19 protein-coding genes are annotated in these 20,696 nt (G+C 65.4%); 8 read left to right on the top strand and 11 right to left on the bottom strand.

The features are described 5' to 3' along the window. Positions 1-13 precede the first annotated feature (13 nt). From AC5RTS_RS05025 to groES, 9 genes are all read right to left on the bottom strand, one after another. Positions 14-430 carry a DUF3817 domain-containing protein gene (locus AC5RTS_RS05025; RefSeq protein WP_493990985.1) on the bottom strand — a complete coding sequence of 139 codons (417 nt, stop codon included), beginning with the start codon at positions 428-430 and terminating at the stop codon, positions 14-16. Beyond that, positions 427-1,239: an SURF1 family protein gene (locus AC5RTS_RS05020; RefSeq protein WP_493990984.1), complete on the bottom strand. Its 813-nt coding sequence runs from the start codon at positions 1,237-1,239 to the stop codon at positions 427-429. Before AC5RTS_RS05020 ends, AC5RTS_RS05025 begins: the two co-directional genes overlap by 4 nt. 55 nt (positions 1,240-1,294) lie before the next feature. After that, complete coding sequence (locus AC5RTS_RS05015; protein ID WP_493990983.1) at positions 1,295-1,789, bottom strand: PTS sugar transporter subunit IIA; 495 nt, start codon at positions 1,787-1,789, stop codon at positions 1,295-1,297. A 49-nt stretch (positions 1,790-1,838) separates the two neighbouring features. Further along, entirely contained in the window at positions 1,839-3,563 is a 1,725-nt protein-coding gene (locus AC5RTS_RS05010; protein WP_493990982.1) for a glycerol-3-phosphate dehydrogenase/oxidase, read from the bottom strand. 63 nt (positions 3,564-3,626) lie between these two features. Next, complete coding sequence (locus AC5RTS_RS05005) at positions 3,627-4,766, bottom strand: GuaB3 family IMP dehydrogenase-related protein (protein WP_493990981.1); 1,140 nt, start codon at positions 4,764-4,766, stop codon at positions 3,627-3,629. A gap of 166 nt (positions 4,767-4,932) precedes the next feature. Beyond that, complete coding sequence (guaB, locus tag AC5RTS_RS05000; protein ID WP_493990980.1) at positions 4,933-6,453, bottom strand: IMP dehydrogenase; 1,521 nt, start codon at positions 6,451-6,453, stop codon at positions 4,933-4,935. 82 nt (positions 6,454-6,535) lie between these two features. Further along, positions 6,536-8,668: an acyltransferase family protein gene (locus AC5RTS_RS04995; RefSeq protein ID WP_493990979.1), complete on the bottom strand. Its 2,133-nt coding sequence runs from the start codon at positions 8,666-8,668 to the stop codon at positions 6,536-6,538. 142 nt (positions 8,669-8,810) lie between these two features. Beyond that, a complete protein-coding gene (gene groL / locus AC5RTS_RS04990) occupies positions 8,811-10,421 on the bottom strand; it encodes a chaperonin GroEL (protein WP_493990978.1) in 1,611 nt (536 codons plus the stop codon). 82 nt (positions 10,422-10,503) lie between these two features. Next, positions 10,504-10,800 carry a co-chaperone GroES gene (gene groES / locus AC5RTS_RS04985; RefSeq protein WP_087076694.1) on the bottom strand — a complete coding sequence of 99 codons (297 nt, stop codon included), beginning with the start codon at positions 10,798-10,800 and terminating at the stop codon, positions 10,504-10,506. Between the two features lie 334 nt (positions 10,801-11,134). On the opposite strand from groES, the gene AC5RTS_RS04980 reads away from it, so the two are divergent. The 5 genes from AC5RTS_RS04980 (at position 11,135) to AC5RTS_RS04960 (ending at position 15,433) form a co-directional block, all read left to right on the top strand. After that, positions 11,135-12,079 carry a siderophore ABC transporter substrate-binding protein gene (locus AC5RTS_RS04980; protein WP_493990977.1) on the top strand — a complete coding sequence of 315 codons (945 nt, stop codon included), beginning with the start codon at positions 11,135-11,137 and terminating at the stop codon, positions 12,077-12,079. Between the two features lie 86 nt (positions 12,080-12,165). Continuing rightward, on the top strand, positions 12,166-13,197 hold the full coding sequence (locus AC5RTS_RS04975) for an ABC transporter permease (RefSeq protein WP_493990976.1): 1,032 nt from the start codon (positions 12,166-12,168) through the stop codon (positions 13,195-13,197). Continuing rightward, on the top strand, positions 13,190-14,206 hold the full coding sequence (locus AC5RTS_RS04970; RefSeq protein ID WP_493990975.1) for an iron chelate uptake ABC transporter family permease subunit: 1,017 nt from the start codon (positions 13,190-13,192) through the stop codon (positions 14,204-14,206). Before AC5RTS_RS04975 ends, AC5RTS_RS04970 begins: the two co-directional genes overlap by 8 nt. Next, entirely contained in the window at positions 14,203-14,961 is a 759-nt protein-coding gene (locus AC5RTS_RS04965; RefSeq protein ID WP_493990974.1) for an iron ABC transporter ATP-binding protein, read from the top strand. The genes AC5RTS_RS04970 and AC5RTS_RS04965 overlap by 4 nt, the downstream gene beginning before the upstream one ends. A gap of 169 nt (positions 14,962-15,130) precedes the next feature. Further along, on the top strand, positions 15,131-15,433 hold the full coding sequence (locus AC5RTS_RS04960; protein WP_493990973.1) for a hypothetical protein: 303 nt from the start codon (positions 15,131-15,133) through the stop codon (positions 15,431-15,433). A gap of 47 nt (positions 15,434-15,480) precedes the next feature. On the opposite strand, the gene AC5RTS_RS04955 is transcribed toward AC5RTS_RS04960, so the two are convergent. Further along, positions 15,481-16,638, bottom strand: a complete 1,158-nt coding sequence (locus tag AC5RTS_RS04955) for a MalY/PatB family protein (protein ID WP_493990972.1) — start codon at positions 16,636-16,638, stop codon at positions 15,481-15,483. Positions 16,639-16,692: 54 nt separating this feature from the next. On the opposite strand from AC5RTS_RS04955, the gene AC5RTS_RS04950 reads away from it, so the two are divergent. Then, on the top strand, positions 16,693-17,922 hold the full coding sequence (locus tag AC5RTS_RS04950; protein WP_493990971.1) for a class I SAM-dependent methyltransferase: 1,230 nt from the start codon (positions 16,693-16,695) through the stop codon (positions 17,920-17,922). Positions 17,923-17,975: 53 nt separating this feature from the next. On the opposite strand, the gene AC5RTS_RS04945 is transcribed toward AC5RTS_RS04950, so the two are convergent. Then, positions 17,976-18,788 (bottom strand): shikimate 5-dehydrogenase, encoded by an 813-nt coding sequence (locus AC5RTS_RS04945; RefSeq protein WP_493990970.1) that lies wholly within the window; start codon positions 18,786-18,788, stop codon positions 17,976-17,978. 163 nt (positions 18,789-18,951) lie between these two features. On the opposite strand from AC5RTS_RS04945, the gene AC5RTS_RS04940 reads away from it, so the two are divergent. Further along, positions 18,952-20,097: a glutamate--cysteine ligase gene (locus AC5RTS_RS04940; protein ID WP_493991300.1), complete on the top strand. Its 1,146-nt coding sequence runs from the start codon at positions 18,952-18,954 to the stop codon at positions 20,095-20,097. A 279-nt stretch (positions 20,098-20,376) separates the two neighbouring features. Continuing rightward, the coding region (locus AC5RTS_RS04935) for a helix-turn-helix domain-containing protein (protein WP_493990969.1) at positions 20,377-20,696 on the top strand (320 nt) is incomplete at its 3' end.

Raw genomic sequence — 20,696 nt, 5'->3', positions numbered from 1 at the left:
GCGTCCGGGTTCCCTAGTAGCGCTTTGCCGCTTCAGGATGGGCTTCCAGCTCTGCCACTACCTGCTTGTGGACGCGGCCTTCGACGATAAAGGAGAGGAAGGGCACACAGCCGCCCAGGGCAAGGATGATGAATTTCGAGAACGGCCAGCGCATCAGCTGCCAGAGGCGGAAGTCTGCCAGCAGGTACACCACATAGATCCAGCCGTGCAGGATCAGGACGCCCACGGACAGGTTCACTCCGCCCACAATGACTTCGGTGCCGAAGCCGTACTTGATGATCATCTGCACCACCAGCGCCAGCAGGAGGAAGCCGGTGACGTAGGCAAAGACCTTGTAGAAGGTCAGCGCCGAGCGGATCTGCGCGTGGGTACCGCCGAACCGGCGCTTCTTTTTCCTGGGTGCTTTTGCGGTGCTGGTGGATTCGCTCACTTGGTGACCTCGCTGCTGGGATGTTCGGTATCGGGTTCGGGTGCTTCGTCGAAGTCTTCTTCGTCCTCGTACTCGTCCTCTTCAAGGCTGCGGCGGTACTCGTCGGCAACCAGGCGCCACCAGAGGAAGACGGAGAAGCCCGCGAAGATGATCCATTCAAGGGCGTAGAAAATGTTCAGCCAGTTGACCGGGGTTTCCTCCGGCTGCCCTTCCACCACCACGGCCTGCATGTCACCGGAGTCGGGAGCGGCGTCGTCCACGGTGATCTCTTCGGCGGTAACGAACGCGGAGTAGGACGGAACATCCCAGATGTTGATCAGTTCCGCGGTGGAGAGTGAGGGAAGGATTCCGTTCTCGTGCGGCTCGGGCAGCGGTGCCTCGGACGGCAGCAGGCGTCCGGCGACGGCGGCTGTTCCGGCCGGAGCGGGAACGGCGTCGTCGGGATCCTCGACCCATCCGCGGACTACGGGAATGTAGGCGTCCCCGGGGGCGCCGTCGACCTGGAATGCGGTCACTACCCAGTAGCCCTGTTCGCCGTCCTGGAGCCGCTCATCAATGATCACGGTTTTGTCCGGATCGAAGGAACCGGTCATGGAGACCATCTGATCGGCTTCGGTCTCATACATGGGCTTGCCCGGGACGAACGCCTCGGTCAGCGGCTGCACGGTTTCCGTCGCGTCCGGGTCCGTGGCCTTCTCGGATTCTGCGCTGGAGAACTGCCACTGGCTCAACAACACAAAAACCGTCGAGATGGCTAGGGCGAAAAGCAGTCCGGCTATCCAGCGGGGCTTCAGGGCAGTTTTGAGCACGGGTTAACGGTACTTCGTCCGCCTGTAGAAAACCCAATGCCGGGGTGCCGCGGACCTAGTGATCGAAGAACACGAGGGAGGAATTAATCAGTTCGGCGATGACCTCGGCGTCGTTCGCACGGCGCAGGGAGTCCCGGAATGAGGGCCGGAACAGGGATCTGGCGATCGTGGCCAGGACTTCGAGGTGCTGGGAATAGGACGCGGCCGGGGTGGCAATGAGCAGTATGACCGTGGCCGGACCGTCGGAGGCGCCGAAGTCCACGCTGTGGCCGTAGCGGGTGATCCCCACGGCAATGGACGTTTCCCGCACAAACTCGCTGCGGGCATGCGGCAGCCCGATCCCGCCGGGCAAGCCGGTGGCCATCTGGTGCTCGCGGGCACTGACCTGTTCCAGGAATCCCGCCAGGTTGGTGATGCGCCCGGCCCGGTACATCCGTTCAGCCAGCTGGGCGGCGGCCTCGTACCGGTCCGCCGCCTCCATTTCAAGGATCACCAGGCCCGGTTCGGTGAGTACCGCATCGGACTCGCTCAGGGAAAGTTCTTCGGTCACTGCTGTTCTTCGCTCACTGATTCTCTGAAGGGTCTGTGTGTCCGGTTCATCAGATCCGGGGCGTAATGTCTTCGGCGGCCAGCCGCGCGCTGTCGGCACTCTTGTCGTCGGGCTGTTCCTGGCTGAGCCGTTCGGCTTCCACCCTGGCCTGATAGTGGGCCACTTCGCTGTCCACCCGTGCCTGGTCCCACTTCAGCAGCGGGGCCATCAGTTCCGCTGCCACCGGCGCCGCGGACACGCCCCGGTCCCAACTCTCAATGGAAATGCGGGTCCGTCGGGCCAGGACATCTTCGACGTGGCGGGCACCCTCATGGGTGGTCGCGTAAACAACTTCGGCCCGCAGGTAGTCATCCGCCCCGGGCAGCGGTTCAGCCAGGGACGGATCGGATTTGATCAGGTCCAGCACGTCATAGGCCATGGACCCGTAACGGTTCAGCAGGTGCTCCACGCGGGCCACATGCACTCCGTACTCATCCGCCGTGCGGTGCCGCCGGTTCCAGGCAGCCTTGTAACCCACCGCACCCAGGAGCGGAATGGTGGAGGTGCAGCTTTCGGGCACCTTTTCGTCCAGCGCCCGGGCGGCTTCGTCCACGGCGTCCTTGGCCATCACCCGGTAGGTGGTCCACTTGCCGCCGGCGACGACGACGAGTCCCGGGACCGGGTGCGCGACCACATGTTCGCGGGAGAGCTTGGCGGTGGAGTCGTTTTCGCCGGCGAGCAGCGGCCGCAGGCCTGCATAGACGCCCTCAACGTCTTCCCTGGTCAGCGGTGTCTTCAACACCAGGTTCACGTGCTCCAGGATGTAGTCGATGTCCGCGGAGGTGGCTGCCGGATGCGCCTTGTCCAGGTTCCAATCCGTGTCCGTGGTGCCGATGATCCAGTGCCTGCCCCACGGAATGACAAACAGCACCGACTTTTCGGTGCGCAGAATCATGCCCACGGTGGACTGGATCCGGTCCTTCGGGACCACCAGGTGCACGCCCTTGGAGGCACGGACCTTCAACTGGCCGCGGTCGGTGACCATGGCCTGGGTTTCATCAGTCCAGACACCGGTGGCGTTGACCACCTGGCTGGCGGCGATATCGAATTCGTCCCCCGTTTCCTGGTCACGCACCCGTGCCCCGACCACCCGCTCCCCCTCACGCAGGAAGTCCACCACGGCCAGCCGGTTGGCCACCGCGGCGCCGTAATGCGCGGCGGTCCGGGCCATGGTGGCCACGTACCGTGCGTCATCCACCTGGCCGTCGTAATAGCGGATGGCGCCGACCATGGCGTCGTCCTTGAGGCTGGGGGCCATGCGCAGGGTCTGCTTGCGGGTCAGGTGCTTCTGCATGGGCACCCCGCGTGAGTTGCCCGAGGTCATGCCCATGGTGTCGTACAGGAAAATGCCCGCACCCACGTACGGGCGTTCAATGAACCGCCTGGTCAGCGGATACAGGAAGGCCACGGGCTTGACCAGGTGCGGGGCAATGCGCTGGAGCAGCAGGCCGCGTTCCTTCAGGGCTTCCTGCACCAGCGCAAAGTCCAGCATTTCCAGGTACCGCAGGCCGCCGTGAATGAGCTTCGAAGACCGTGAGGAGGTCCCTGACGCCCAGTCCCGGGCCTCGACCATGCCCACTTTCAGTCCGCGGGTCACGGCGTCCAGAGCCGCACCCGCGCCGACCACCCCGCCGCCCACTATCAGGATGTCCAGCTCGTTGCCGGGCTGCGTGGTGGCCCGGAGCCGGTCCATCGCTTCGGTCCGGTACTGGGGGCTCAGGGCGTCTGCAGACATGGTCGGGTTCCTCTCTAGGGTCCTGCCGTAGCTGCGTCCACTCTAGGCAATGCGCGCCGGTTATTACAGGTTGTACTGGTAGGGGGAAACCAATACCTCAATACGCTGGAACGCCTTCAGGTCCGAGTACCCCGTGGTGGCCATGGCCCGGCGCAGGGCGCCCATCAGGTTGGAGGTTCCGTTGGTGTGGTGCGACGGGCCCCAGAGGACCTCCTTCAGCGGCCCGACGGTGTCCAGGTGGACCCTGTCCCCGCGGGGCAGTTCGCTGTGGTGCGCTTCCTGGCCCCAGTGCCATCCCTGCCCGGGTGCCTCTTCGGCGCGGGCCAGTGCGGAACCGAGCATCACGGCGTCGGCGCCCATGGCCACGGCCTTGATGATGTCGCCGCTGGTGCCCATGCCGCCGTCGGCGATCACGTGCACATACCGTCCGCCGGACTCATCCATGTAGTCGCGGCGTGCTTCGGCAATGTCGGAGATGGCCGTGGCCATGGGTGCGTGGATGCCGAGGGCGCGGCGGGTCGTGGTGGTCGCGCCGCCGCCGAAGCCCACCAGCACGCCTGCGGCGCCGGTACGCATCAGGTGCAGGGCCGGAGTGTAGCCCGCTGCTCCGCCGACGATGACGGGGACGTCCAGCTCGTAGATGAACTGCTTGAGGTTCAGGGGCTCAACGGTCTTGGACACGTGTTCGGCGGACACCGTGGTGCCGCGGATGACAAACACGTCGACGCCGGCGGCGAGGACGGTCTTGTAGAACTCCTGGGTACGCTGCGGGGTGAGGGAACCCGCAACGGTGACACCGGCCTCGCGCATTTCGGCCAGTCGGGAGCTGATCAGTTCAGCCCGGATGGGGGCGTCGTAGATCTCCTGCAGCCGGCGGGTCGCTGCGGGATTGAAATTGTCACTGCTCAGCTGGGCGATTTCGTCCAGCAGCGGCTGCGGGTCCTCGTACCGGGTCCACAGCCCCTCCAGATTCAGGACGCCCAGCCCGCCGAGCTTGCCCAGCGCGATGGCCGACGCCGGGGACATCACGGAGTCCATGGGAGCGCCGATGACCGGCATCTCGAACTGGTAGGCGTCTATCTGCCAGTTGATCGAGACATCCTGCGGATCGCGGGTGCGCCGCGAGGGCACAATTGCCACATCATCCAGGGAATAGGCTCTGCGCCCTTGCTTGCCACGGCCAATTTCAATCTCGTTACTCACACTCCCTAGGTTATCCCAGCACACCCCCGGCGCCTTAAAGCTGCCGTTATCGGACTACGCGGCCTGCATCATCGGGGAGTACAGCCCGACGGCGGGCGGCGCAGGTTAACCACGAAGGGCAGCTCCTGCGCCGTGCGCAGGAACTGCCCTTGCCTCGAAGAAGGTCCTAGCGGCGTGAACCGTAGTTCGGCGCCTCGACCGTCATCATGATGTCGTGCGGGTGGGATTCCTTCAGCCCGGCCGGGGTGATCCGGACAAACTTGCCCTTGGCCTTCAGCTCCGGGATGGTGCGTGCGCCGGTGTAGAACATGGTCTGGCGCAGGCCGCCCACGAGCTGGTGTGCCACGGCGGAAAGCGGACCGCGGTACGGGACCTGGCCTTCGATGCCTTCCGGAATCAGCTTCTCGTCGCTGGGCACGTCCGCCTGGAAGTAACGGTCCTTGGAGTAGGAGGTGTTCTTGCCCCGGGACTGCATGGCGCCGAGGGAGCCCATGCCGCGGTAGGACTTGAACTGCTTGCCGTTCACGAAGACCAGGTCACCCGGGCTTTCCGCGGAACCGGCCAGCAGGCCGCCGAGCATCACGGTGTCGGCGCCGGCAACGATGGCCTTGCCGATGTCACCGGAGTACTGCAGGCCGCCGTCGGCGATCAGCGGGACACCGGCGGGGATGGCTGCCTTGGAGGCTTCGTAAATGGCGGTGATCTGCGGAACGCCGACGCCGGCGACCACGCGGGTGGTGCAGATGGAGCCGGGGCCCACACCTACCTTGATGGCGTCTGCACCGGCGTCGATCAGCGCCTGGGCGCCTTCACGGGTGGCTGCCTGGCCGCCGATGATGTCCACGTGCGCGGCGGCCGGGTCCTTCTTCAGGCGGGCGATCATGTCCAGCACGCCGGCGCTGTGGCCGTTGGCGGTGTCCACCACCAGGATGTCGACGCCGGCATCAACCATGGCCATGGCCCGCTCGTAGCCGTCTCCGAAGAAGCCGATGGCGGCACCGACGCGGAGCCGGCCTTCGTCATCCTTGGTGGCCAGCGGGTACTGCTCCGCCTTGTCGAAGTCCTTCACCGTGATCAGGCCCTGCAGCTTGCCGGCGTCGTCCACCAGCGGCAGCTTCTCGATGCGGTTCTTGCCGAGCAGTTCCACGGTCTCTTCCGCACTGATGCCCACGCGCCCGGTGATGAGGGGCATGCGGGTCATGACCTCTTCAACCTTGCGGTTGGGGTACTCGGAGACCGGGATGAAGCGGGTGTCGCGGTTGGTCACAATGCCCAGCAGCGTGTTTTCGGCATCGACAACCGGCAGGCCGGAGACGCGGAAGTGGGCGCAGAGGTCGTCCAGTTCCCGCAGCGTCGCGTCGGGGGAAATGGTCACCGGGTTGGTGATCATGCCCGATTCGCTGCGCTTGACCCGGTCCACATGCTCGGCCTGGTCGGCAATGGAGAGGTTGCGGTGGATGACGCCCAGGCCGCCCTGGCGTGCCATGGCGATCGCCATCCGGGATTCCGTGACGGTGTCCATTGCTGCGGAGAGCAGCGGGGTCTGCACGGTGATGCGCTTTGACAGCCGCGAGCTGGTATCGGCTTCGGAGGGGATGACATCCGTCGGGCCGGGCAGCAGGAGGACGTCGTCGTACGTCAGGCCGACGAAGCCGAACGGATCATGTTCTGGGTACTGCTGACTCAAAGCTGCGCCTCTTTCGGGGGGATGAGGAAGGAGAAGGCCCGAATAAGCCTGTTCCTATCCTAAAACGAAAGCAGGGCCGCCCCTATTCCACTGGTTCGTATCCGTCTGCCGCCACCGGCAGGCCTTCCCAGCCGGTGGCGGCCAGGATGCGCAGGGACAGCACCCTGGCCGTAGTCCGCAAATAGGTCTTCCCCAGATGGTCGTGGTCCATGTAGACAAGCATGTTGCCCACGATGCCCGGGCACTCGTCAGCGGTGCAAAGCTGATCGCTCATGTCCACCACGGCCACGCCCGGAATCCGTGCGGACAGGCCGTCCAGCGGCGAAACCGGGGCCAGGACCGAGCTGCGGGGCAGCGTGCAGCTCTGAACATCAAGTTCGTGGCTCTCCAGGCATTTGACCATGTCGTAGTCGAACCGGGGGTTGTCCCGCATGGCAATCACGGAGATGCCGGCTTCGGTAAAAGGCAGCACGCCGTCCGCATAACCGGGGACGAGAATCTCCTCCGGAGAGCTTTCCCGTGTGAGCGAAGCCACGGTGAAAACGCCGTCGGGCATGGTGTCCAGCACGTACTGCGCAGCGGCGGCATTGAACGCGTTGCACTCCTCAGTGCGTTCGGGCACCTCGGCCCCGTACCGGCAGCCCGGCTTCAGAACGGCGATCAGATGCCAGCGGTTGGCCTCCGCCACGGGTCCCAGCGCGGCCATCCACTGCTGGGCATGGGAGTCCCCCAGCACCACGATGGTCCGCAGTGCCCCCTCCGCTGACCCGATTTCCAGGCATTTCTCCAACAGCGGGTCGGCGGGAGCGTAGCCCTCCGCGCAGCGTCCGTCGAAGTCCGCCCATTCGCTGCCGACGCCGCTGACCGAGGGCTTGAGCACCGCATCGCCGGGCACTGCCGCGGCAAATGCCGGGTCCAGGGCGAGGGCGCCCGGGTTATCCGCGACGGTCTGGCTCATGACGCGGATCTGGTCCTGGCGGACGTTGTGCTGCCAGCTGCCCAGCGGGGCAGCGACCAGGGCCAGCAGGGCCGTGATGACGACGGCGGGGCGCCAGTAGCCGGCCTCGCCCCAGGACCAGGAGCGCAGCGGCGTTTCGATGAAACGGGTGGTCAGGACGGCGAGCAGGAAGGACACCGCGATGATGACGGCGCCGTCCACCGGGCCTGCTTTCTCCTGTCCGGAGACCATCAGCCAAAACACCAGCACAGGCCAGTGCCAGAGATAAAGGCCGTAGGAGTTGTTCCCCAGCCGTACCAGGGCCGGTGCGGACAGGAACCGGTCCGCCCCAAGACGGCTTCCGGTCCGTCCGGCCACGATGATCATCGCTGCGGCCAGCAGCGGCCAGAGCGCAATGTAGCCCGGGAACTGCTGCTGGACCTGGAGCAGGATGCCGCAGCTGAGCATGGCGGCGATGCCCGTCCAGCCCATCACGATCCGGGCCTGCCGGGGCGGGTTGAGGTATGGCAGCACCAGCGCCAGCAGAGATCCCAGGGCAAATTCCCACAGCCGGGTGCGGGTATCGAAGTAGGCGTAGGACTGGTTGGTGGCAGTCTCCCAGACGGAGAAGCCCAGCGAGCACGCGAATATCGTGCCGAAAATACCCAGCAGCAGGTGCCGGTACCGCAGCCCGAAACAGGCAGCCGCGGCGGCGCCGGCGGCGAAAATCAGCGGCCAGAGAATAAACACCTGCCCCTGGACCGAGAGCGACCAGAAGTGCTGCAGCGGGCTGGCGCTGCTGTGGTCACGCGCGTAGTAGTCCACGGAACTGTTCGCCAGCGTCCAGTTCTGCAGATAGAACAGCGAAGACCAGGCCTGCTTGAACAACCCCGGCCAGTCACTGCCGGGCATGAGGAAACGGGCAGCGGCCAGGACCGCCAGGAGCACCGCGACGGCGGCGGGCAGCAGACGCTTGAACAGGTGCAGCCAATGCCTGCCCAGCTGCAGCGGCTGCCCGGCTTCCACCTTCCGGACAAAGGACCCGGTGAGCAGGAACGCCGAAATCAGCAGGAAGATGTCCACTCCCCCGGAGACCCGGCCCAGCCAGACGTGATAGATGACCACCAGGACCACCGCCAGTGCACGCAGCCCCTGAACTTCGGGGCGGTAACGGCGCGGTTCCCGGCCTGTTTCTTCTGCAGTTCCGGCGGCAGCCCGGCCCGCCGCAGGGACACCGGCGGAGGATGCCGCCTGGCCCTGCTGGTGTGTCTCCGGCACTGCTGCCCTTCCCGTTCGAGAACAAATAACCGGAAGAGTTTACCCGTTGTGCACTTTGCCCCCGCAGCCGGGACAGACAAAGGCCCCGCCCTCGGAACGATGTCCGGGCGCGGGGCCTTTGCTTGGGCCGAGGGGTGACGGACTAGTGCTGGTGTCCGTGATCCTCATCTTCGTCGGCAGGCTTCTCCACCACGAGGGCTTCGGTGGTGAGTACCAGCGAAGCAATCGAGGCGGCGTTGCGCAGTGCCGAACGGGTGACCTTGACCGGGTCAATGATGCCGGCAGCGATCAGGTCTTCGTACTCACCGGTGGCGGCGTTGAAGCCGTTGTTGACCTTAAGGTCACCCACCTTGGAGACAACGACCATGCCTTCGGACCCGGCGTTCTCGGCAATCCAGCGCAGCGGCTGGGCCAGTGCGCGGCGGACCAGTCCGACGGCGGTGGCGGCGTCGCCTTCCAGCTTGGCCACCTCCGAGTCGGTGTCCAGTGCCTGCGAGGCGTGGACCAGTGCGGAACCGCCGCCGGCCACGATGCCCTCTTCCAGAGCGGCACGGGTGGAGGACACAGCATCTTCGATGCGGTGCTTCTTTTCCTTCAGCTCCACCTCGGTGGCCGCACCCACGCGGATGACACCAATGCCGCCGGACAGCTTGGCGAGGCGCTCCTGCAGCTTTTCGCGGTCCCAGTCCGAGTCCGTGCGCTCAATTTCCGCACGGATCTGTGCCACGCGGTCTGCAACATCGGCTTCAGAGCCGGCGCCGTCGACAATGGTGGTGTTGTCCTTGGTGACCGTGATCCGGCGGGCCGAGCCCAGGACCTCCAGTCCAACCTGGTCCAGCTTCAGTCCGAGGTCGGGGCTGACCACCTGCGCACCCGTGAGGGTCGCGATGTCCTGCATCATGGCCTTGCGGCGGTCGCCGAACCCGGGAGCCTTGACGGCAACCACGTTCAGGGTGCCGCGGATCTTGTTGACCACCAGGGTGGACAGCGCTTCGCCGTCCACGTCTTCGGCAATGATGAACAGCGGCTTGGAGGCCTGCAGCGCCTTTTCCAACAGCGGCAGGAACTCCGCCACGGAGGAAATCTTGCCGGAGTTGATCAGGATCAGCGCGTCTTCGAGGACGGCTTCCTGGCGCTCTGCGTCCGTGACGAAGTACGGCGAGAGGTAGCCCTTGTCGAACTGCATGCCCTCGGTGATGACCAGTTCGGTCTGCGTCGAGGAGGATTCCTCGATGGTGATGACGCCGTCCTTGCCGACGGTGTCGAAGGCCTGGGCCAGCAGTTCACCGATCTCGGTGCTCTGCGCCGAGATGGCGGCCACGTGGGCCACCTGGTTCCCCTCGACCGGCTTGGCGTTTTCCAGCAGCCGGTTCGCGACGGCGTCCACGGAAACTTCGATGCCGCGCTTGAGTGCGCCGGGAGCCGCCCCCGCGGCAACGTTGCGCAGGCCTTCCTTGACCAGCGCCTGCGCCAGCACGGTGGCCGTGGTGGTGCCGTCACCGGCAACATCATTGGTCCGGGTGGCAACTTCCTTGGCCAGCTGCGCGCCGAGGTTCTCGTACGGATCCTCCAGCTCGACCTCGCGGGCAATGGTGACGCCGTCGTTGGTGATGGTGGGGGCGCCCCAGGTCTTGGCCAGGACAACGTTACGGCCGCGCGGGCCGAGGGTTACCTTGACTGCGTTGGCCAGCTTATCGACGCCGGCTTCCAGCGAGCGACGGGCGGAGTCATTGAACTCCAACTGCTTTGCCATGTGTGTGTCCTTTCCGACAACTACATCTGCACCTACATCAGAAAACCCCGGCCAGAATGGTGGCCGGGGTTTTCAAGGGGAACTACTTTACGACGACGGCCAGCACGTCGCGGGCGGACAGCACCAGGTATTCCTGGCCGCCGTGCTTGACTTCGGTTCCACCGTACTTGGAGTAGATGACAACGTCGCCTTCGGCAACGTCAACCGGAACGCGGTTGCCGTTGTCGTCAACGCGGCCGGGTCCAACTGCAACTACTTCGCCCTCCTGGGGCTTTTCCTTGGCAGTGTCCGGGATAACGAGACCGGAAGCAGTGGTCTGCTCAGCTTCGAGCGGGCGGACAACAATACGATCCTCAAGCGGCTTAATAGAGACCGACACTCGGGCTCTCCTTTGCGTAGTTTCTAACGGGTTTGGGGCCGTCGGTTGGCGCTGGCCGTCGTCGCGGTGCCGGTTCGCGCTTCCCTTCGGGGAGTTAGCACCCTCACGTGCGGAGTGCTAAGTCAGACTTTATGCACTGGTTAGCACTCGGTCAAGGTGAGTGCCAGAGCTGTGCGGATCGGGCCCCTCATGATGACGTCCCCGGGGCAACCATGACGTAAACCTAATTTGCTTAGGCTTACCTAACGGGATAACTTTCATCTGCGCGCATCATTAGAAAACATTTCTGTGCCCTATTCCTGCGGTAGGCACATCGACTCTCACCGGAGCCCCCATGATCACGAAGTCCCGCCTGCTGGCCGGAACCGCCCTTGTGTCCCTCCTTGCGCTCAGCGCCTGCTCCACCGAAGCAGCAGAAGCCGACGCGGACACCACGCAGGGCTCGACCGTTACGGTTGAGCACGCACAGGGCAGCACCGACGTTCCGGTCAACCCCGAGACCGTCTACACCTTCGACCTCGGCGCCCTCGACACCTTGGATGCCCTCGACATTGACGTTGACGGTGTCCCGGCCGCGCAATTCCCGGAAAGCCTCTCCAAGTACGGTTCGGATGACTACGCCAAGATCGGCAGCATGAAGGAACCCGATTTCGAGGCCATCAATGCCGGCGCCCCGGACCTGATCATCATGTCCGGCCGCACCGCGGACTACTACGACGAGTTCTCCAAGATCGCCCCCACCATCGACCTCAGCACCGATGCCGCGGATCCGTGGAACTCCTTCATCGCCAACACCGAGATCATCGGCGAGATCTTCGGCAAGGAAACCGAGGTCGAGGACAAGCTTGCCGCCCTGGACACCAAGGTCGAAGAGACCAAGGCAACCGCGGCGGACGCGGGCAACGGCCTGATCATCCTGACCAGCGGCGGCGAGCTGACCGCTTACGGTGCGGGGTCCCGCTTCGGCCTGGTGCACGACGTCCTGGGCGTTGCCACCGCCGCGGACATCAAGTCCGAAGCCCAGCACGGCGAACGCGTCGGCTTTGAATACATCGCCGAAACCAACCCGGACAACCTGTTTGTCATTGACCGCGACGTCGCCATCGGCACGTCCGGCGAGGTTGCCTCTGCAGTGCTGGACAACGAACTCGTGAAGGGAACCGAGGCGGCCCGCAATGACCGGATCACCATGCTGGATTCCTCCAGCTGGTACCTCGTGGGCTATGGCCTGAACAACGTTGACGCCATGGTCAGTGCAGTCCAGGACGGCATTTCCTAACCCGCTTCCGCCCACCTGCTCAATCCTTGCCGGCCAGCCTCCCGCGTTCAGGGGAGGCCGGCCCGGTGCGGAAGATGGAAAGCTTCATGACTGCACTCCTCTCCCCCACGGCCCCGGTACCCGCCGGGGCTGCCGGCGTTGGCCGGCGGCGTCCCGGCCCCGGGGCAATGCTGATAGTGGGCGGAACCGCCGTCCTGGTGCTCGCCGTCGTCAGCATGTTCGTCGGCGTCAGTGACGTGTCACTGCCCGCCCTGCTGGCGGGGGACGAACACGCCTGGCACATCTTCTGGATCAGCCGGATCCCGCGGACCCTCAGCATCATCCTGGCGGGCATGGCCCTTAGTGTGGCCGGGCTCATCATGCAGCTGATGGCCCGCAACAAGTTCGTGGAACCCTCCACGGTGGGCACCGTGGAATCCGCATCCCTGGGCATCCTGGTGGTCACGGTGTTTATCCCCGGTGCCTCACTGCTGGTCAAGATGTCCACCGCCACGGTGTTCGCCATAGCGGGCACCGCACTGTTCCTGCTGGTCCTGCGCCGGATTCCGCTGCGGAACACGCTGATCGTGCCGCTGGTGGGCATCATGCTCGGCGGCGTGATTGCCGCCGTCACCACGTTCTTCGCTTACCGGTTCGATCTGCTGCAGACCCTGAACAGCTGGATGGTCGGAGATTTCTCCGGCGTGCTGCGCGGGCGGTATGAACTGCTCTGGATTGTCGGCGCACTGACCCTCATCGGCTACCTGGCCGCGGACCGTTTCACCGTTGCGGGCATGGGCCAGGATTTCACCACCAACCTCGGCCTGAACTACAACCGGGTGATGACGCTCGGGCTGATCATCGTGTCCCTGATCAGCGCCGTCGTGGTTGTCAGTGTCGGTTCCGTGCCGTTCCTCGGCCTGATCGTGCCCAACCTGGTCTCGCTGATGATCGGGGACAACGTCCGCCGGGCCATCCCCTGGGTCGCCATCTTCGGCGCCGGATTTGTCCTTGCCTGCGACATTATCGGCCGGACCATCCGCTACCCGTACGAAATTCCGGTGGGCGTCATTGTCTCTGCCATCGGCAGTGCCCTGTTCCTCTACCTGCTCCTGAGAAAGCGCTCCGCCCGTGCCTAGCAGTCCCGCCAGCGCCCTTCCCCCCGCCCTGACCGTGCGGCGCCGCCGCCCAGTCCGGAACCTTTCCCCCCGTTTCTGGCTCATCCTGCTCTCGGTGCTGGCGGCAGCTTTGGTCACGGTGTTTATGACCATCGACCTGCGCGGGAACATCGGTTATGTCCTGCCGCGCCGGGCCATCAAGGTGGGCTCGATGATCCTGGTGGCCTACGCCGTCGGCGTGTCCACCGTGCTGTTCCAGACGGTGACGGCCAACCGGATCCTGACGCCGTCCATCATGGGCTTCGACGCCCTCTACGTGCTCATCCAGACGCTCCTGGTCTTCGCCTTCGGCGGCGGAGTGGTGCTCTCCATGTCCGGCCCGCTGCGCTACGGGATGGAAGTGGCCCTGATGGTGGGCTTCTCCTTCCTGCTGTACCGGTGGCTCTTTACCGGCGGCGGCAAGTCCCTGCACCTGATGCTCCTGGTCGGCATTGTGCTGGGCACGTTCTTCCGCGGCATCTCCTCCCTGCTGCAGCTGCTGATCGATCCCAGCGAGTTCATCATCCTGCAGGACCTGTTCTTCGCCAGCTTCAACAACGTGGACGGCAAGCTCCTTGCCTACTCGCTGGTTGCCGCCGCAGCCGTGAGCATTCCGGCCTGGCGCCTGAGGCGCCAGCTTGATGTCCTCTCCCTGGGCCGGGAAACCTCGATCAACCTGGGCATCAACCACAAACGCACCGTGACCCTCGTGCTGGTGATCTGCTCGGTGCTGGTTGCCGTGTCCACCGCGCTGGTGGGCCCGGTGACGTTCTTCGGGCTGCTCGTCGCATCGCTGGCCTACCAGCTCTGTTCACACTTCCGGCACGCCGCCGTCGTTCCGATCGCCGTCCTGCTCGGCGTTATCGCCCTGGTGGGCGGCCAGCTCGTGCTCGAACGCGTTTTTGCATTCGACACGGCCCTCAGCATCGTCATTGAATTTGTAGGCGGGATCGTCTTTTTGATCCTGCTCCTGAAAGGCTCCGTCAAATGATCCAGGCAACCGGCGTTACCAAGAAGTACGCCGCCACCACGGTGGTGGACGGAGTGAGCTGCACCATCAAGGAGGGCGGCATCACCTCCATCATCGGCCCCAACGGCGCCGGCAAGTCCACCCTCCTGTCCATGATCAGCCGGCTGCTGGGGATGGACGCCGGCACGGTCACCGTGGACGGGCTCGACGTCGTCTCCACCCCCGGCCGCGACCTCGCACGGAAAATGGCGATCCTGCGCCAGGACAACCAGCTCACCGTCCGCCTGACCGTCCGGGACCTGGTGGGATTCGGGCGCTATCCGCATAACGGCGGCCGGCCCGGGCCCGACGACAAAGCGCACATTGACCAGGCCATGGCGTACCTGGACCTGACCGCACTGGCGGACAAGTTTGTTGACGAGCTTTCCGGCGGCCAGCGCCAGCGGGCCTTCATCGCCATGGTGCTGGCACAGGACACGGACTACCTGCTGCTGGACGAGCCGCTGAACAACCTGGACATGAAGCACTCCGTGGAAATGATGCGGCTGCTGCGCCGGCTTACCGACGATTTCGGCAAGACCGTGGTCCTGGTCATCCACGACATCAACTTCGCGTCCTGCTACTCGGACGACATCATCGCCATGTGCAACGGCCGCCTGATCCACCAGGGGCCGCCCGCGGACATCATGCGCCCGGAAATCCTGCGGGACATCTACGAGATCGATATCCGGATCGAAGAGATCGACGGCAACAGGATCGGCGTGTACTTCGCCTAAACACGCCGTCCGGTGCGGCGTCCGCTCCGGCCGGCGCCCGGGCAGACACCGCTCCCGGAACGAAGTAGGCCGCTGGCGGACCGGTTTTGGCCGGTGCGCATTGCGCCGCGCCAAAGCCCTCTCCTAGGTTGAAAGACCCACATATCCGGTTTTTCGGGAAGGGCCAGCCATGGAGTCCAAGCTGCGCGTCGCGGTTCGGTTTGACCTGAACGTCCGGCAGGCGCGCCTGGTGGTGCGCGGGCGGGTCACCGAGCAGAACAGCAGGGTGCTGTACGTACTGGCCCGGCGTGCCAATGCCTCGCTTCCCGGTCTTGCCGTGGTGCTGGACCTGCGGAAGGCTTCGGCAACCGAGGCTGCGCTGGCTGACCTGCTGCGCAGTTCGGAAACGGGCGCCCTGCCGGTACTGGCCGGGAACACCGCCGGGGAGACGCTGGCACCGCGGCAGCTGAGCATCCTGGCGCCCGCGGCCTAGCTTCTCCCGCAGCAAACCTTCTCCCGCGGCAACCTTCTCCCCGGCCGTCAGCGTCCGGGCGGCGTCACCGCGGCCAGGCGCACCACGGCGTCGGTAAGGACCTGCGGTGAACAGGCGAAGTTGAGCCGGGCGAAACCTGCACCCTGCCGGCCGAACCGGAGCCCGGGTTCCAGCGCCACCCGTGCCTGTTCCAGCGCAAGGGCTGCCGGAGCCTCACCCCAGCCGGCCGGGCCGAAGTCCAGCCAGGCCAGGTAGCCGGCGTCCGGCGGCAGGTAACCGACCCCGGGCAGGTGTTCCGCCAGCAGCTGCCCCAGCAGCGCCCGGTTCCCGGCCAGGGATTCCATCACGCCGGACAGCCAGGGCCCGCCGTCGTTGTAGGCGGCCACGGCGGCGTGCAGCCCCAGGATGCTGGTCCTGGCCGAGACCTCTTCCGGCATCGATGCCAGCTGCAGCCGGGTCCGGCCGCTCTGCGCCACCATCACCGCGCATTTGGTGCCGGCAATGTTCCACGCCTTGCTGGCTGCGGTGACGGCGATCCCGTACTCCCGCGCGTTTTCCGAAACGGTGAGGTACGGGGTGAAGGACCCGGGTGAATACGCCAGCGGGGCATGGATCTCGTCACTGATCACCGCCACGCCGTATTTCGCGGACAGGTCCGCGAGCGCCCGGAGCGTTTCGGCGGAGTGGACCAGGCCCAGCGGATTGTGCGGGTTGCAGAGCAGCAGCGCATCCGCGCCGCGGAGGAACGCCCGCTCGATGCCGGCCAGATCCAACGTCCAGCCCTCATCTCCGGGGAGTAAGGCTACTTCCACCACGGAGGCGTCCGCTTCCACCGGCAGCTCAAAGAAGGGCGGATATACCGGCGGGGTGATCACCACACTGCCATCCACGGGAACCACCTGCCGCAGGGACTCCACAATCGCCACGCTCACATCCGTAGTGCACTTCACGTCCTCCGCTGCCACCTCCCATCCCCAGGTCCGGGAGGCGTAGCCGGCAAAGGCTTCCGCCACGGGCCCCGGTCCGGCGATGTAGCCGGTATCGGAGGCCAGTACCCGGCTGATGATTGCCTGCTGCACGGGTTCGGCCAGCGGATAGTCCATCTCGGCCACGAACAGCGGCAGCACATCCGCCGGATAGGTCTGCCATTTGTAGCTGGTCCGGGACCGCAGTGCGGCCAGCGGCTCGGCGGAGATCCTCGTCATGCCGCCCAACCTACAGCTAACGTGCGGGTGCGCAGAAGAACTAGGCTGGAGGGCATGCCTGATACTTCCCTTGCACATGTTCTGACCCCCGAGGGATGGCAGCTGCTGAACTCGCTTCCCCCGTACCTGGAATCCGAGTCCCTGAAGCTGAACACGGACCTGCGCAAGGCAGGACACTCCCCCGAATTGGTAGCCGCCGTCCTGACCCAGGCGAAGCTGCGGATGAAGGCCCGCTCCAAGTTCGGCCCCTTCGCCGAGCACATGGTTTTCACCGCCCCCGGCCTGGAGCAGGCCACCCGGCTCAACGTCGCCGCCCTGCATGCCCGCCGCTACCAGGACGCCGGGCTACAGAAGGTGGCGGACCTGGGCTGCGGCATCGGCGCCGATTCCCTGGCGCTGGCCACCCTGGACCGGCAGGTGACCGCCGTCGAACTCGATGAGATCACCGCGGCCGCCGCCACCATCAACCTGATGCCCTGGCCCGAAGCCACCGTGGTCCAGGGCAAGGCGGAGGAATTCGACCTGACCGGGTTCGACGGCGTGTGGCTGGACCCGGCGCGCCGGACCACCTCGACGTCGGGCACCACCCGCATTTTCGATCCGGAGGCCTTCTCCCCGCCCCTGTCCTTTGTGGAGTCGCTGGCGGATTCCGGGCTTCCCGTGGGCGTCAAGATGGGGCCGGGCATCCCGCACGAGGCGCTGCCGGCCAACTGTGAGGCGCAGTGGGTCTCCGTGGACGGAGACGTCACCGAGGCCACCCTGTGGTTCAACGCGCTGCGCCGCGACAACGTCAGGCGCGCGGCCCTGGTGATCGGTTCCGGCGGCGCCGCGGAACTGACGTCGCCGGTGGATTACGACGCCGGCGCCCAGGATGTGCAGCTGGGTCCGGCCGAGGGGTATCTCTACGAGCCCGACGGCGCCGCCATCCGGGCCGGACTGGTAGCCGATGTGGCTGCCACCTTGGACGGGCACCTGCTGGATCCCCACATTGCCTACATCTGTGCCCCGGAACTTCGTGAAACACCCTTTGCCCGGGCCTACCGGATCCTGGAGGTCCGCCCGTACAACGTCAAGGCGCTCAGGTCCTGGGTAAAGGAGAACCGGATCGGCGTGCTGGACATCAAGAAGCGGGGCATGTCCGTCACCCCGGAGGAACTGCGCAAGGCCCTGCTCGCCGGCTCCGGGAAGGGCGGAAGCAAGGCGGACAATAAGGCGACACTGGTCCTCACCCGGATCGGCGAGGACCGCGTGGCCCTGGTGGTGGAACCGGTTCCGGTGCCCTGACCGGTACGCGTCCCTCCGGCGGCACATCGGTCATATAGCGGCCGGGGCACCGGTCAGGCGCGGGAGAACTCGCTGGCCGCCCGGACCTGTTCCGGGGTGGGCCGCACCCCGGTGTAAAGCACAAACTGTTCCTCCGCCTGGATGGCAATCACTTCGGCACCGGTGATGATCTGCTTTCCGGCCTTGCGGGCAGCGGTGATGAGCGGCGTCTCGGCCGGCAGCGCGACGACGTCGAACACCACCTTTGCGGCAGCCACCGTGTCGTCGTGGAAGGACTGGACGTCTTCGTCCTGCCCGGCCATGCCCAGCGGAGTGACGTTGATCAGCAGGTCCGCCGTGGAGGTGCCCGGCTCCGCCTGCCAGCTGAAGTCGTACAGGTCCGCCAGCGCCCGCCCGGTCCCTTCGTTGCGGGCCACCACCGTGACGTCGGAGAACCCTGCACCCTGCAGCGCCGCGGCCACAGCCTTGGCCATGCCGCCGGACCCGCGCAGCAGCACTGAGTGCGAGGCCGGCACGCTGTAATCACGCAGCAGCCGGGCGATGGCCAGATAGTCGGTGTTGTAGGCCGTGAGCACGCCGTCGTCGTTCACGATGGTGTTCACCGAATTGATGGCCCGGGCGGAGGGATCCATCCGGTCCACCAGGGCGATCACGTCCTCCTTGTACGGCATGGAGACCGCCGCTCCGCGGATGGGCAGCCCGCGGACCCCGGCAATCGCCTGCGCCAGGTCCGTGGGGGCAAAGGCCTTGTACACGTAGTTCAGGCCCAGCTGGTCGTAGAGGTAGTTATGGAAGCGCGTCCCGATGTTGCTGGGCCGGGCGGCCAGTGAGATGCACAGGGTCATGTCTTTGTTCAGGATCGGCATTTACCCATTATGGCCGCGCCCCGCCCGGCGACCCGGGGCCCCGAGCAGGTTTTCGCCGGCGGTTCGCCCGGGCTCGCGGCGGTTATAGGATTGTGAAGGTTCTCAAGCGCAAAGATGCGGGTCCGGGCGCTGGTATTTCGTAATGCATGAAGCAGGAGACAGTTTGGAAATCGAGTTCGCCAAGTCCGCGCAGTCAACCCTGGGAGTCGAGTGGGAACTCGCCCTGGTGGACGGCCGCACGGGTGACCTGGTCTCAGTGGCAGACCAGGTGCTCTCCGGTGTCAACGCCAATGATCCGGCGATGCGTGCGGATGAGGAGCATCCGCACATCAAGCAGGAGCTGTTGGAGAACACCGTGGAGCTGGTGACCGGGGTGTGCACCACGGTGGCCGAGGCCAAGGCGGACCTCACCCGTTCGCTCGAGGCGGTCCGCCGGGTGACCGACCCCATGGGCGTGGAGCTCTTCTGCTCCGGTTCGCACCCGTTCAGCGCTCCCCGCTCGCAGCCGGTGACGGACAAGGAACGGTACGCGAAACTCATTGACCGCACCCAGTGGTGGGGCCAGCAGATGCTCATTTACGGCGTTCACGTCCATGTGGGGCTGGACAGCCGGGACAAGGTCCTGCCTGTCCTGGACGGACTGGTGAACTATTTCCCGCACTTCCAGGCACTCTCCGCGTCCTCCCCGTTCTGGTCCGGGGAAGACACCGGATACGCCTCGCAGCGGGCCATGATGTTCCAGCAGCTGCCTACATCCGGCCTGCCGTTCCAGTTCGCGTCCTGGGCGGAGTACGAATCCTACGTCGCCGACATGCTCACCACCGGCGTGATTGATTCGATCAGCGAAATCCGCTGGGACATCCGGCCCGTTCCGGGGCTGGGCACCATCGAGATGCGGGTCTGCGACGGACTGGCCAGCCTGCAGGACATCGGAGCCGTGGCGGCCCTGACCCAGTGCCTGGTCCACGAGTTCTCCTCGATCATCGACGCCGGCGGCACCATCCCCACGATGCCGCCGTGGCATGTACAGGAAAACAAATGGCGGGCCGCCCGCTACGGGCTGGAAGCCATTGTCATCCTCGACGCCGCGGGCAACGAAAAACTGGTCACCGAGCATCTGCTCGAAGACGTCCTGCCCCGGCTTGAGCCCATTGCGGAACAGCTGGGCTGCAGCACCGAACTGAACGACGTCCGCACCATCATCGAACGCGGGGCCGGCTACCACCGCCAGCGCCGTGTCGCCGCGGAGAACAGCGGCGACCTGCGCGCCGTCGTGATGGACGGCATCGCCCAGCTTCGCGGGGCCTGAGCCTGCAGAGCCTGAGCCTGCAGACTCTGCGGAAAGCATAGAAGGGCCCCGGCGGGATTGAACTGCTCCCCGAAAGTTGGACTGAGAAATCAGTTCTAACTTACGGGGAGCAGTTCTATGCCTGCGCGCAGTTCATTGTCCGAGGACCAACGCCAGAGCGCGGTAGCGTTATTCGAAGCCGGTTGGGGCAACAGATCCGTGGCAACGAAGCTCGGAGTCAGCCGCTGGCCGATTCGCCGGCTATACGACCGATGGCGAGTTCATGGAGGTACGACGCTGGTGGGCAAGCCAACGAAAAGGGCGTTCTCGTTCGAGTTCAAGCTCGCTGCAGTGCAACGCCATCTCTCCGGTGAGACGAAGGCAGCCCTGGCTAAGGAGTTCCAGCTTTCCTCTCCGGCCTTGATTGATACGTGGACGCGTCAATACCGGACAGCGGGCGAAGATGGACTGCGCCCAAAGCCGAAGGGCCGGCCAAAAAATGATCCCGGCGCGGCTAGAAAGCCTGAGTCTGAGCTGCAGCGGCTGCGCCGGGAAAACGAACGGCTGCGCGCAGAAGTCGCGTTCCTGGGAAAAGTACGGGCCTTGGGGGACGGGGAACG

The organism is Arthrobacter sp. MDT1-49-2, from assembly GCF_059090185.1.
The sequence above is the reverse complement of the archived record's forward strand: the minus strand, read 5'-3'. Positions and strand labels throughout refer to the sequence as shown.

Bases quoted from the DNA above. Each gene is read 5' to 3' on its own strand.
- groL (WP_493990978.1), bottom strand. From the start codon at position 10,421: ATGGCAAAGCAGTTGGAGTTCAATGACTCCGCCCGTCGCTCGCTGGAA.
- AC5RTS_RS04980 (WP_493990977.1), top strand. From the start codon at position 11,135: ATGATCACGAAGTCCCGCCTGCTGGCCGGAACCGCCCTTGTGTCCCTC.
- AC5RTS_RS04965 (WP_493990974.1), top strand. From the start codon at position 14,203: ATGATCCAGGCAACCGGCGTTACCAAGAAGTACGCCGCCACCACGGTG.
- AC5RTS_RS04950 (WP_493990971.1), top strand. From the start codon at position 16,693: ATGCCTGATACTTCCCTTGCACATGTTCTGACCCCCGAGGGATGGCAG.
- AC5RTS_RS04955 (WP_493990972.1), bottom strand. From the start codon at position 16,638: ATGACGAGGATCTCCGCCGAGCCGCTGGCCGCACTGCGGTCCCGGACC.
- AC5RTS_RS04945 (WP_493990970.1), bottom strand. From the start codon at position 18,788: ATGCCGATCCTGAACAAAGACATGACCCTGTGCATCTCACTGGCCGCC.
- AC5RTS_RS04975 (WP_493990976.1), top strand. From the start codon at position 12,166: ATGACTGCACTCCTCTCCCCCACGGCCCCGGTACCCGCCGGGGCTGCC.
- AC5RTS_RS05010 (WP_493990982.1), bottom strand. From the start codon at position 3,563: ATGTCTGCAGACGCCCTGAGCCCCCAGTACCGGACCGAAGCGATGGAC.
- AC5RTS_RS04960 (WP_493990973.1), top strand. From the start codon at position 15,131: ATGGAGTCCAAGCTGCGCGTCGCGGTTCGGTTTGACCTGAACGTCCGG.